This is a genomic window from Nocardiopsis alba, assembly GCF_000710955.1.
GTDB lineage: Bacteria > Actinomycetota > Actinomycetes > Streptosporangiales > Streptosporangiaceae > Nocardiopsis > Nocardiopsis alba.
Window position 1 is genome coordinate 140675 of the sequence record NZ_BAZE01000001.1, and the last position, 12988, is coordinate 153662.

10 protein-coding genes are annotated in these 12988 nt (G+C 68.2%); 5 read left to right on the plus strand and 5 right to left on the minus strand.

Translation table 11 applies throughout. The features are described 5' to 3' along the window. Nucleotides 1-2: 2 nt before the first annotated feature. The 4 genes from idi to TR33_RS00600 all read right to left on the minus strand — a co-directional run bounded on the left by idi (nucleotide 3) and on the right by TR33_RS00600 (nucleotide 4319). Nucleotides 3-593, minus strand: a complete 591-nt coding sequence (gene idi, locus TR33_RS00585) for an isopentenyl-diphosphate Delta-isomerase (RefSeq protein WP_017533904.1) — start codon at nucleotides 591-593, stop codon at nucleotides 3-5. 84 nt (nucleotides 594-677) lie between these two features. Continuing rightward, complete coding sequence (locus TR33_RS00590) at nucleotides 678-1538, minus strand: geranyl diphosphate 2-C-methyltransferase (protein WP_042280809.1); 861 nt, start codon at nucleotides 1536-1538, stop codon at nucleotides 678-680. A 62-nt stretch (nucleotides 1539-1600) separates the two neighbouring features. Beyond that, nucleotides 1601-2884 (minus strand): family 2 encapsulin nanocompartment cargo protein terpene cyclase, encoded by a 1284-nt coding sequence (locus TR33_RS00595; protein ID WP_017533906.1) that lies wholly within the window; start codon nucleotides 2882-2884, stop codon nucleotides 1601-1603. A gap of 31 nt (nucleotides 2885-2915) precedes the next feature. Beyond that, nucleotides 2916-4319, minus strand: a complete 1404-nt coding sequence (locus tag TR33_RS00600) for a family 2B encapsulin nanocompartment shell protein (protein ID WP_014912272.1) — start codon at nucleotides 4317-4319, stop codon at nucleotides 2916-2918. Between the two features lie 568 nt (nucleotides 4320-4887). On the opposite strand from TR33_RS00600, the gene TR33_RS00605 reads away from it, so the two are divergent. The 5 genes from TR33_RS00605 to TR33_RS00625 all read left to right on the plus strand — a co-directional run bounded on the left by TR33_RS00605 (nucleotide 4888) and on the right by TR33_RS00625 (nucleotide 11390). Beyond that, nucleotides 4888-6861 (plus strand): sigma factor-like helix-turn-helix DNA-binding protein, encoded by a 1974-nt coding sequence (locus tag TR33_RS00605; protein ID WP_042280811.1) that lies wholly within the window; start codon nucleotides 4888-4890, stop codon nucleotides 6859-6861. 179 nt (nucleotides 6862-7040) lie between these two features. Then, nucleotides 7041-7550, plus strand: a complete 510-nt coding sequence (locus tag TR33_RS00610; protein WP_017533908.1) for a TspO/MBR family protein — start codon at nucleotides 7041-7043, stop codon at nucleotides 7548-7550. Between the two features lie 390 nt (nucleotides 7551-7940). Further along, entirely contained in the window at nucleotides 7941-9359 is a 1419-nt protein-coding gene (locus tag TR33_RS00615) for a GntP family permease (protein WP_014908969.1), read from the plus strand. A gap of 200 nt (nucleotides 9360-9559) precedes the next feature. Next, nucleotides 9560-10327 (plus strand): hypothetical protein, encoded by a 768-nt coding sequence (locus TR33_RS00620; RefSeq protein ID WP_042280813.1) that lies wholly within the window; start codon nucleotides 9560-9562, stop codon nucleotides 10325-10327. Between the two features lie 91 nt (nucleotides 10328-10418). Further along, nucleotides 10419-11390 carry an HNH endonuclease gene (locus tag TR33_RS00625; protein WP_042280815.1) on the plus strand — a complete coding sequence of 324 codons (972 nt, stop codon included), beginning with the start codon at nucleotides 10419-10421 and terminating at the stop codon, nucleotides 11388-11390. A 98-nt stretch (nucleotides 11391-11488) separates the two neighbouring features. On the opposite strand, the gene TR33_RS25630 is transcribed toward TR33_RS00625, so the two are convergent. Further along, nucleotides 11489-12664 (minus strand): DUF8426 domain-containing protein, encoded by a 1176-nt coding sequence (locus TR33_RS25630; protein WP_052358052.1) that lies wholly within the window; start codon nucleotides 12662-12664, stop codon nucleotides 11489-11491. Nucleotides 12665-12988: the final 324 nt, after the last annotated feature.

Consider the following 12988-nt stretch of genomic DNA (forward strand, 5'->3'; position numbering starts at 1 on the left):
GGCTACCAGACGTCACCGTTCGGGAGCTCCCGCAGGGCCGGGCGCACCGCGTCGAGCACCGTCGGGAACCACACGGAGAACGTCCCCTCCGCGCGTGCCCGTTCCAACCCCTCCGGGTCGACGAGGAGCGTCTCGTGGATCTCCTCCGGATCCGGGTTCACCTCCCGGTCCACGAGACCGACGAACAGGTGGTTGTACTCGCGTTCCACCAGACCGGAGATCGGGTCCGGATGGTGGTAGGACACGGTCCCGGCCTCGCGCATCAGCGAGGGCGACAGTCCCAGTTCCTCGCCCACCCGTCGGGCCGCGGCCGCGAACGGCTGCTCCCCCGGATAGGGGTGACCGCAGCAGGTGTTGGACCACACCCCGGGCGAGTGGTACTTGGACAGGGAACGACGCTGGAGCAGGAGACGCCCCCGGCCGTCGAGGAGGAAGACCGAGAAGGCCCGGTGCAGGACCCCCGGGGCCCGGTGCGCGGCCAGCTTCTCGGAGGTGCCCGTGGTCCGTCCGGACTCGTCGACCAGCTCGAGCATGATCGGACGCCGTTCGTCGGACACGGACTCGGGCGTTCCGGTGTCTGTACTGATGGTCATGGACACCCTTCGTGATCGGTGGCGGGCGCCCGCCGTGATGGAGGCGGACGCCCGAAGTCGGTTCCCCGGAGCCGGAGCGCGGGGTCAGACCCGGTCGGCGGCGATGAGCAGGTAGTGGAAGCTGCCCTCCTTGTAGGCCGTGAGGAAGGGCTCCTCGATCCCGGTGGCCACCGAGGAGCGCGCCCGCAACTCCCAGTATGGGATGGTCGCGGCGGTGAGGTCGACGACGTGCATCGGAACGAGGCCGTTGGCCGACATCGCCCGGAAGTACTCGCTCCGGGGGTGGATGTTGCACGTGTAGTGCTCGTCGATCCGGCTGACCGCCTTGGAACGGCCACCGGTCACGTCGTTGTAGCAACCGGTGATGGTGACGTAACGGCCACCGTACTCCAGAAGACGCGCGTGCTCGCTGAAGAGGTCGAACAGGTCCACGTACATCGTGGACTCGTTGTTCCAGGTGGCCCGCATCGAGCCCGTCTCGAAGCCGGTGTCCAGCATGTTGCGGAAGTGGAAGCGCACCTTGTCGTCCACCCCCCGCTCACGGGCCTGGGCGTTGGCGAACTCGACCTGCTGCTCGGAGATGCTCACCCCGTCCACGCTGCAACCGAAGCGGGCGTTGGCCATGAAGCCGGTCCCGCCGCGGCCGGAGCCGGTGTCCTGGATTCGGTCGTCGGGCCCGATCGCGCCGAGGTGGTCCAGGAGCACGTCGGCCTGGGCCGTCTCCAGTCGGTGCATCTCCTCGATGATGCGCTGATCGCGGGTCTCCTCGGGGCCCTCCAGCACGGACGGGTCGTAGTCGCCGATCCCGTAGTGGTGGTGGAAGAGCCCGTCGACCTCGCCCAGGCGAATGTTGACCGGATCCTTCTCGGCGTTCCAGTAGGCGGCCACCGACCTCTGGTAGTCGGTACGCAGCACCCGGGTGTCGGAGGGCATGGTCGTGGTCATCGTGTGTACTCCTTGGTCGTGTGTTCCCGGCCTGAGGGAGGCCGGTGAGGGGTCTATCGGGGTCAGGCTCCGCCACCGTGGTAGCGGGCCGTGCGGGCGTGCCACTCGCGGCTGCCGCCGAGCCAGGCCCAGACCCCGGCGAGGAAACGCCGCAGTTCGGGTGACCCGGTCAGCGCCAGAGCGGCCGCCTCGGTCTCGTAGGTGTGCATGATCTCGTCGTGGATCAGGACACTGCGCTCGATCGCCTCGCGCTCCGAGCAGTTCTCCTCGGTGGCGATCAGCCTCGGCACGCTGAAGTCGGAGGGGTCCTCCTTGCCCATGGAGTACAGGTCGTTCACGATCACGCTGGCCGAGCCGGCCAGCGTGAACACACGACGTACCCGAGGGTCGGAGAACTCGGCCTGGGACAGCTCGTAGCCGGCGACCGCGTCGATGAGCACCATGCAGGGCACGAAACTGTTCTCGTGCCGGTGCATGAGGAACTCCCAGACCGGGGGGCGCTGGCCGGTCGCCGCCCAGACCGCCTCCTGGTTGTAGGCCACGAACATGATGGCCAGCTCGTGGCGGAGTCGACGGACCTGGGCCGCCGAGGCGTACTCGGACAGGTTGTCCAGGGCCGCGCGCAACGCCACCATGACCGGGTCGGCCTGGACGACCTCCTCCAACTGCGGGGCGTACCGCAGCGGCAGGTGCGCCTGGTCGATCACCGAGTGGGCGATCGCCAGCCGCTGCCCCAACAGCTCCGGGCGGGCCTCCTCCACCTCACCGTCCACGTAGTGGTCGTCCACGGACCACTCGGACAGGGCGCACTTGGCCGCGGCCAGCAGCCGCTCGACGTCGTCGGTCTCGGGGTGGGCGAGCATGATGAGGCGTCCGAAGTCGCACGCGCGCACCCGGTCGAGTTGACCGGGATAGACACCGACCTCCTCGGCCCATTCGACCAATCGGTCGTTGATCTCCTCGCCCAGCGCCGGGTCGTCCCGGACCGCGGGAGGGCAGTAGAGCACAGGGACCGACGAACCTTTGTCGTCCCCCCGTACGCCGGGGGCCGCGGGGGCGTCCGGGAGCCGGGTCCCCGACGTTCCCCGCGCGCTCTCGACCGGGGCGGGCCGAGGGGGCGACAGGATCGTGGCCGCCGAGGTGCCGAATCCGGTCGGTCCGCCCGGGATACGGAGCCCGGTGGGACCGCTCTGCGGGCGCGTGCCCGTCCGATTCCGCACCGCGAGCCGGGGCGTCGACGGAAGGTCGGGGCTGCCCGGACGTTTCGGGTCGCGGAGCAGGGCGCGCACCAGATCCGCCGTCATGTGTCCGGCCGAGGGCGCGGACATCCGTGACAACAGTGACACTCAGGCCTCCTTCCCTGACGGTGTCGATCGCTCAGGCACGCGGGCGGACCTCGACGTTCTCCAGTACACCCAGGGCGTCCGGGACGAGGACGGCCGCGGAGTAGTAGGTGCTCACCAGGTAGGAGATGATCGCCTGGCCGTCGATGCCCATGAAGCGCGCGTTGAGGCCGGGCTCGACCTCGTCGGGCAGGCCGGTCTGGTGCAGCCCGATGACGCCCTCGTTGTCCTCACCGGTACGGACCGCGATGATCGACGAGGTCTGGTGGCCGGAGATCGGGATCTTGCCGCAGGGCAGGAGCGGGACGCCGCGCCAGGCCGGCAGCTGGTGACCGTTGACGTCGACCGTGCCGATGTTCAGCCCGCGCTTGTTGCACTCCTTGCCGAAGGCCGCGATGGCCCGAGGGTGGGCGAACATGAACTGCGTGTTGCGACGCATGGTGATCAGGTCGTCGAGGTCGTCCGGGGTGGGCGGCCCGGAGTGGGTCTGCACGCGCTGCTTGAAGTCGGCGTTGTGCAGCAGGCCGAACTCCCGGTTGTTGACCAGCTCGTGCTCCTGCCGCTCCCGCAGCGCCTCGATGGTCAGCCGGAGCTGGTGCTCGGTCTGGTTCATCGGCTTGTTGTAGAGGTCGGCGACGCGGGTGTGCACGCGCAGGACCGTCTGGGCCACGCTCAGCTCGTACTCGCGCGGCTTGAGCTCGTAGTCGACGAAGGTGCCGGGAAGGTCCACCTCGCCGGTGTGACCGGAGGAGAGGGCGATCTCCGCCTCGCCGTGCTTGTTCTGCCCCCGCTCCGGCACCGACAGGAACCTCTGGATCTGGGCCTGAAGGCTCGGGGAGTCGTCCAGGAGCGCGATGAACTCCCGGCGCGGCAGCTCCAGCAGGGTGCCCGAGGTCGCGGCCTTGACCGTGTAGTCCCAGGTCGGCTCGGTGTCGAGGAGGTAGCGCTCACCGAAGTTGTCACCGTCGGCCAGAACCCCCAGCCGGTTGGTCTCGCCGTAGGCGCCCTCGCTGGTCTTGTGCACGCGGCCGTGGGCCAGCAGGTAGAGGTGCTCGGCCGACGTCCCCTGCTCGGCCAACACCTCGCCGGGCTCGAACTCGCGCTGGACGAAACGCCCGGCGAGCGCCTCCAGCACCTCGATGTCGTCGTAGTCGCGCAGCATCGCGAGTTCCCCGAGTTCGCGCGGGATCACCCGCACCTCGGAACCGGTCTGCACGAACTCGATCCGACCGTCGCCGACGGTGTAGGTCAGGCGGCGGTTGACCCGGTAGGCACCGCCGTCGGTCTGCACCCAGGGCAACATCCTGAGCAGCCATCGGGAGCTCTTCCCCTGCATCTGCGGGGCGGACTTGGTGGTGGTGGCCAGGTTCCGGGCCGCCGCGGTGGTCAGGCTCCGCTGTTGGCCGGTCCGTACCTCGGGGGTCGAGTCGATCGACATCGGCTGTGTGTCTCCTCATGGTGGTCGACGTCCGTACGGGGGCACGGACGGAGAAAGGGCTACCAAAAAGACGAAATACGACCTGTTCCGGTCTTCGCCGGTTCAAGGACCGTCGACCACCCTAGGAGAAAGACACCACCCGGTGACCAAGAACAACTTTTTCAGACAACAGAAGAATGAGCACTTCGATACCGACACCCAGAACGGATATATGACACTAACCCCCTCCTTTCGCCCATGCACCCCTGAGGAGAATACCCATCACAACCACCACGACCAGCGATGACACACGAAGCCGGCCGTAGCCGGCTTGAAACCGCCCATCCGATCCTCATGGGAACAAGAAGCCCATGGACATGGAAATCGCCCACGACAAACCGACAATCCGCCGCATCACCCACTCTGAACACGCCTCCTTTTCGGCCACCCCGAGAAAACCCCGAAAAGCCGTGTTCCACACATTTCCCCAAGGCCCGGAACCCGGACGAGCCGTCCCTTCGGGGTCCGCGACGTCCCCGGCCTCCTCTAATCTGTGCGGCACCCCCGTCCCCGGAGAGAAAGGCCGCTCTTGTCCCGGCCCCTCGACATCCGCCTCTGCCACGTCGTCCCTCCCCTGGCCCACACCTGCGACGACACCGCCCATCGCGCCCTCGCGCACCCGCGCATCACCGAGGAACGGTGGTGGCGACGCGTACGTCTGCCCCTGGTGACGGGACGGATCGGCGCCGAATCCGTCGCGACCGGACTGGCCCGACTCGCCCTGGAACGCTGGGAGGGGCACGCCCTGGGCGAGGTGATGCCCGCGCTGTACGCGGCCGGCGAGAGGCCCTCCGTACTCGCCACCCCCGTATGGCGCCTCCGCGAACCGGTGGGCGCCGAGGCCGCCCACGAGTACCTGCGCGACCTCTTCCTCACCGTGCTGGACCGTCTGCCCCGAGAGGACGTCGACCGAGAGGCCGACGGCACGACGGCCTCTCGGGTCGAGAGGGCGCCGACCACGATGCCCCGCCGGACCGACGTCCCCGAGCAGGACCGGCCGTCCCCCGAACGACCCACCCGCTCCTACGTCCATGAACTCGAGACCCACCTGTCCTCCGACGACGAACGCCGTCGCGCGGTGGCCGTCCGACGCGTCTTCAGCCGAACGCCCGAGACCCTCGACAGCCTCGGCGAATCCTTCGGGGTCACCCGGGAACGCATCCGCCAGATCCACAAACAGATCCGCGAGGACCTGCGCGCCCGCCTGGAAGGGCCCGAGGGCGCGTTCACCGCCGCCCACCTGCGTTCGCTCACCACCGCGCTGGGAACGGCGACCCCGTTGAAGGCCTTCTGGAACCTGGACCCCGGCCACCGGCACCTCATCCCCTCCCTCGGCCTACCGGTGGGCGAGATCCTCCTGGCCCTACTGCCCGAACACCGCGTGGCCGGCGACTGGATCGTCACCGGCGCCTCGACCTCCCTCGCCGAACGGTTCTCCGAGGAGCTGAGCCGACGGATCGTGCTCCCCCTCCACGAGGCCACGGCCCTACTCCTCGACGGAGGCGTCCCGAGCGAACACACCGGCGCCTGGCTGGAGACCCTCCCCAGGACCCGGATCATGGACGGACACCTCGTCCTCTGGGGGCGCAACCTCCCCGACAAGGCGTTCGCCGTCCTGTCCCTGGCCGGTCGCCCCCTGCACTTCGACGAACTCGTCGAGCGGGTCGGCGGCGACTTCAACGAGTCCGGGTTCCGCGAACGGGTCCACGGCGACGAACGCATCGTGCGCAGGGACCGCCGTCTCTTCGGCCTGCGCTCCTGGGGCGGCAGGGAGTACCTCGGGCTGGAGGAGACCATCCGCCGCGAGTTGGAGCGGGCCGGCGGCGAGATGGCCGTCTCCGACCTCGTCGAACGGATCACCGGATGGTTCGACGTCACCGAGAACTCGATCCGGGCCATGGCCTCCGGCAGCGCCTTCGCCCGACCCGCCCCGGGCCGGGTCGCCCTCCCCGGGACCGTCCCCGACCACGCCACCGCCCCCTACCGCCCCAAGCGCACCGTGGAACGCACCCGTCGCTGTTTCCGTTGCCCGGACGGCGTCTGGTGGCTTCGAGTGGACCTGAACGGCGAACATCTACGCGGCTCCGGCTTTCCCATCCCCAGCGGCTTCGCCGCGTGGATCGGCATGCGCCCCGGCCACCGCCTCCCCGTCCGCATCGGCGACCGCGACTCGGTGGCGGCGTGGAAGAACCAGCCCCTCATGAACTCGATCCGTCCCCTCCTCCTCGCCGAGGAGGCCCGGGTCGGCGACCACGCCTTCATCACCCTCGCCGAGGGACGTCTCCTCTGCCAGGTCCACCGCCACGACCCCGCCCCGGCCGACCCCCTCGCCCACGCCCTGAGCCTCGCGGGCCTCCCCGACCCGGTTTCGGGCACCGAAGGCCTGACCCTCCTGACCAGGGCCGTCGGCCTACCGGAGGCGACCGCCCCCGACCACCTTCTCGCCCATCTCGCCGACCGGGGCGACCACGACCTCCTCTCCGCCCTCACCCCCACCGACTGACTCGAACCCCGAAGGGAGACCGCCCTCTCGATGGACCTCGGGGCACCCGGCCCCCTCGGTCATGAAATGTTTGAAAAGAGAGATGCTTGGAATACGAGTAATACCATAGACACTTTGGGTAGTGTCGACGTGAGGGGACCGGCCGAACACGGCCGAAGCCCCGTTCCCGGAGGGAGACCATGACCGCCGCCAAAGCAGGACACACCCCGTCGACGACGTCCTCACTCCTCGCGGCCCTGGTCTTCGCCGCCGCCGTGACCGCGGCCGCGCTCGTGGGAGTGCTCTCCAACACGGAGACCGCCGGAGACTACGCGGCCCTCCGACAACCGTCGTGGGCCCCGCCCTCCTGGCTCTTCGGGCCGGTGTGGACCGTCCTGTACGCGATGATCGCCGTCTCCGGCTGGCTGGTCTGGCGCCTGCGCGGCCTGCGCGGAGCCCGGACGGAACTGGCCCTGTTCACCGTCCAACTGCTGTTGAACGCGGCCTGGTCGCCCCTCTTCTTCGCCGCCGGGCTTCGCGGCACGGCCCTGGTCGACATCGTCCTGCTCTTGGCGACCCTGGCGGTCACCATCGTCCTGTTCGCCCGCGTCTCCCGCTGGGCCGCCGCCCTCCTGGTGCCCTACTGGGTCTGGGTGGCGTTCGCGACCGCGCTCAACCTCTCCATCTGGTGGCTCAACATCGGCGTCTGACCACCGAGCGCCCGCCCTCAGGAGCGCGACGTGACCGCGCGATGCCCCGATACGTGGGCTGGACACATGGGGCGCCCGTAGCGGTGGATCCGAGCACCACCCATGAGGCGTGATCACCCGCGCGACCGGCCTCGATTACCATGACCACCCCCACCGCTTCAACCGCCGAACCCCCCACAGCTTCACGCGGTTTACCCCACCGTTCCCTATATCCCCTGCCGTCACTTCGGCGCGAAGATGACCGACATGTGCGACCGCCCGATCAGCGGTGACACCCCCGCCGATGCGGAACGCCCCATGCCGCCGGACGACCGCGCCCGCCCCTCGGAGACCGCCTCGTCTCCCGGTGAGGATTCGGCACTCTCCACCCCGACCCCCTGAGGAGCCCCCATGGCATTGGGAATCATAGGCATCGTCACATCCTTGCTCCTGCTCGTCACCCTCGCCTACCGCGGCGTCCCCGTCATCCTCGCCGCTCCCCTCGCCTCGGTGGTCGCGGTGGTCTTCTCCGGGGCCCCGATCCTGGCCTCCTACACCGAGATCTTCATGCCGGCGATGGCCGGCTTCGTCGGCAGCTGGTTCCCCGTCTTCCTGTTCGGCGCGATCTTCGGTGTCCTGATGACCATCACCGGCTACGCGGAGAGCATCGCCCGCACCGTGACGAGGCTGGTGGGCTCCCGGAGCGCGATCGCGGCGACGATCGTCACCTCGGCCCTCATGACCTACGGGGGCATCAGCCTCTTCGTCGTGGCCTTCGTCATGTATCCGCTGGCCCGCGAGCTCTTCCGGGTCGCCGACATCCCCCGCCGCCTCATCCCCGCCACCATCGCCCTGGGGATCTTCACCTTCACGATGACCGCGCTGCCCGGCAGCCCGCAGGTGCAGAACATCATTCCGGGACAGTTCTTCGGTACGGGCCCCTTCGCCGGAGCCGGCATCGGGCTGGTGGGCGGCGCCCTCATCTTCGGTCTCGGCCTGCTGTGGCTCGAATACCGTCGCACGGCGCTGATCCGCAAGGGCGAGAGCTTCGACAGCCCCGAGAGCGCTCTTTCGGCCGGTGGTTCCTCCGACGAAACCGACGGGAAACAGCGGGCCGCCACGCTCGAGCCGGCCAACCGCGTCGTTCCCTTCCTGCCGCTGATCACGGTCTTCGCCGTGAACTTCACGTGCACCCTGTTCCTCTTCCCGGCCCTCGACTGGTCCTACCTGGCGCAGGAGAAGTTCGGCGGGGTCGCCGCCGAAGAACGTCTCGGGCTGTGGGCCGTGCTGTCGGGCATCATCGCGGCGGTCCTCGTCCTGGTCGCCCTCAACCTCCGCCACCTCACCACGCTGTGGGACGGCTTCGTCGACGGCGCCAAGCGGTCCATGCTGCCGATCTTCAGCACCGCCTCCGAGGTGGGCTACGGAGCGGTCGTCGCCTCGGTCGCCGCCTTCGCCGTCGTCCGCGACTCGGTCTTCGGTCTCGGCGCCGACGCCCTGTGGACCTCCGTCCTCTCCGTCTCCATCACCGCCGGTCTCACCGGCTCGTCCTCGGGCGGTATGACGATCGCGCTCAACGCGCTCGGCGACGACCTACGGGCCCTGGCCGCGCAAGAGGACATCAGCATGGAGGCGATGCACCGGCTCACCGCCATGGCCGCCGGCGGCCTCGACACCCTGCCGCACTCCGGTGCCGTGGTGACCCTGCTCATCGTCTGCGGGCTCACCCACCGCCAGTCCTACAAGGACCTCGGTGTCGTGACCCTCGTGATCCCGGTCCTCGTGGTCGTCGCGCTCGTGAGCCTCGTCTCCGTCGTCGGCTCCTTCTGACCGCCACTCCACCGACGGGCCGAGAAGCGGCTTCTCGGCCCGTCGGCGTTCCGCCGGACAGGGGCGAGACCACTGACCGGAAACGGCCAGGAAGCTCGTTCCGGTTCTCCTTCCGGAGCGTGACACCTCTCTCGTGAACCCCTCTCGCCCGAGGAGGGTCGGAACCGGGGAACACCCCCGAGAACCCGCAAGGATCCCCCATGTTCCCGAAGACCCGTCACGCGTTCCTGCCCCTCGCCCTCCTCCTTCCGCTGACCGCCTGCTCCGAACAGGTCGTCCTCGAACCCAGCGAGCGGCTGGAGTCCCTCCTACTCCCCTCCTCCGACTACCCCGACGGATTCGAGGTGGAGACGATCGACCTGGACGAGGTCGACGGTTCGGGCGGGGGCGGCACCGACTTCGACTCGATCGAACCCGCGGCCTGCGAGGAGGCCTTCGAGGACAGCCCCGCCGACGTCCCCGAGGAGGCGGCCGAGGGAGCGGGCCAGGTCGCCGTCTCCTCCGGTTCCTCGCCCACCTTCTACACCTACGTCCTGGTCTCCGGAGACTTCGACGAGACACAGGACGCCTCCGGCTACGAGGCGATGCTCTCCTCTTGTTCGACCATGACCGCGGTCAGCGACGGGATCACTCTGGAGGGCAGCATCCGCGGGACCTCCTTCCCCTCCCTCCCCGACCAGGGCGACGCCTTCACCATGGACCTGTCCGCCGACGGGCTCGACATGACCATGTGGACCGCCTGGGGGCAGGTCGCGGACGTGCACTTCGTCCTGATCGGCATGGACCTCGGTTCCTCCCCCGACGTGGACACCTCCACTCTGGCCCGGGAATGCTTCGACGACCGGCTGGACACCGAATGTCGGGATCGCCTGCTCCAAGAGGCCGCCGATGAGGCACGCTCCGCCCAAGAGGAGGAGTTCGACGAGGTCCTGGCCGCCGCGGTCGCCCTCCTCGAATCCGACGCCTGACCCTCCCGCCACCCTGGGCCCTGAACCGCGCTGAACGCGGTCCAGGGCCTCCAAGGTTCGCCGTCCTTCTTCAGGATGGATAATTCGCTTCATGAAGGCATATGTCGGAATCACCGATACGCGATGGTACGAGTTCCTGGCCGAAAGACCCCATCTGACCGAGATCAACTTCTGGCGCCCTTCCTCGAACACGTCCTTCAAACGCATAGGCACCGGAGATCTCTTCCTCTTCAAGAGCCGCTATCCGCACAATCGGATCGTGGGCGGTGCCGTGTTCAGCAGGTTCGCCCAGGTGCCGCTCTCCCAGGCCTGGGAGGCCTTCGGTGAGGGAAACGGCAGGGCCGGCCTGAACGAACTGTGCGAGGCCCTCAACGCCTACCGGACCAAGGAGGGCAAGCCCGCCATCGCCTCAGGTGAGGACCCCGTGATCGGCTGCCTCATGCTTCGGGACCCCGTCTTCCTCCCCGAGGGCCGGACTCTCGCCCCGCCTCCGGACTTCCCCGGCAACCTGGTCCAGGGCAAGGGCTACGACGACATCCTCCGTGGAGAGCATTCCTCGTACTTCACCGAGGCCGTCGACCGCATCCTGGCCGCCGATGACCGCTCCCCTCTCGACGACGAACCTCACGCCACCGCCACCTGGGCTCACACCGGCCCCACCAGAGGCGGCCACGCTCTCGTACGCAGACGGCTGGGGCAGGAGGCCTTCAAACTCGCCCTCATCGACGCCTACCGGGGACGATGCGCCGTGACGGGCACCGACGTGCCCCCGACCCTGGAGGCGGCGCACATCCATCCGGTGGGCAAGGGAGGACTGCACCGCCTCGACAACGGACTACTGCTCCGAGCCGACGTCCACAAACTCTTCGACTCCGGCTACCTGACGATCACCCCGGAGTCGAAGATCAGGGTGAGCCCTCTCCTCCGGTCCCACCACTTCTCCGCGGCCGAGTACTACACCTCACTCGAAGACGCGACCATCTCCCTGCCGAGCCGACGGGAAGACCACCCCAGCAAAGACGCCCTCTCCTGGCACGAGGAACAGGTGTTCCGTGCCCTCTGAATCCCTCGGAGAGCACGGGGCCCTCAGGCCTCTTCTGAAAACCGAAGGGGCCTGAGAAAGCCACCCTCACGACGCCGTCCTCTGCCCCCGTACCCGTTTCACACCTCGTCGATCCTCGGGCCGGGGTCGCTTCCGGTACGAGCGAGTTCGGCCAGACGCCAGGCGGCGTCATTGCGCCAGAGTTCGCACACCGTCATGAAGGCTCCCAGGGTGTTCCTGAGATCCTTCTCCGCCTTGTCACGCGGCACGTCGGTACGCAGCCACTCGACCCGTCGCAGGTGCTGTCGATCTTCAGCAGCCTCGGCGTCGAACTCGTAGTCACCGACGATACGGCCGATGGCGAGCATGGGTCGCTTCCTGTTCTTGAGCGGAAGAACGACGAGGTCACCGATCTGCATCTTGCCGCGAAAGGCCCAGAGCTGACCGGCGTAGTTCCGGATGAGCCCCTGGCTCTCGTCCTTGTACTCCTGCTCGACCATTTCGACCATGCGGGCCCGGCTGTCGGCGGCGGTCAAGTCTCTCAATCCGGCGAAACCACCACCCACGAAACCGTTCTCCAGAGCCCAGTTCTCGCGTTCTCCGTACCTTCCGGCACGTACGAGCCAGGCCGGGGTCTCCTGTTCGACGACCACCTGCGGGATGCCTGCCAGAAGTGTCCTGATCTGTTCGGCCACGCTTTCGATCCACACCACCGCGGCCTCGACCTCATCGGCCGACATCGGGGTGCGTTGCCCATCCCTGTCCAGATCGGCCTGATGAGCGATCCGATTCCGCCGGTCGACGATCTTGTCCTGTCGGTCCCGAGCCGCGGCGGCGTTCGTTCCGAGCCCTTCGGCTATCCGCTCCCAGATCTGCTGCGCGTTGAGATGGGCGACCAGCCGAAGCCCCTCACCGATCCCCTTGCTGCGCTGGTAGGTGTCCCGACGGATCTCCTCCTCGATGAACTCCGCGAAAACAGAATCGACGGAGTTGTCCGCCATCTGCTCCACGGTGGAGAAGGGCATCTTCAGTTTCGCCAGCCGGTCGGGAAGAGGACGTTCCGGGGAACGGACCAGAGCGACAGCGTGTTCGAGCACCTCCTGGTGCAACCAGTGGTCCAGGGCCGACACCGCCTGTGACCAGGCCGCCCGATACAGGTCCTCGGGGCGGGCCGCAGCGAGGTCACCGTAGTTCACGGCAAGGCCGCGCAGACCTTCCAAAGCCCGTCCTCCCGTCACCATGTTGCGGGCGTAGGAAAGGTTGCTCTCGAACTGTTCGTAGGGGTGCGAACTCACGTATGTCCGTTCGTTTCATTCATGGCCCCGGCCGGTGACCGAACCAAGGCGAGGGGGATCGGACCAAGGCGAGGGGGATCGGACCAAGGCTACAAGGACGAGGGCATCTCGATCTCCAGCAGCCACCAGACCGCGAGAGCCCGCGATGAGGCCGTCCAAGGTACCGGCCCCCAGCTCTAACGTGTGCCGCCCCGCCCCGATGTACTCACCAGGCGGCCATATCGAGTCGGCACGGTTTCGTCTACGGTGCGAACGATATCCAGGACGAGCGTCCTTACCCCTTCCAGAGGGGATCACCGAGGTGACCCCGGAACTTCAAACTCC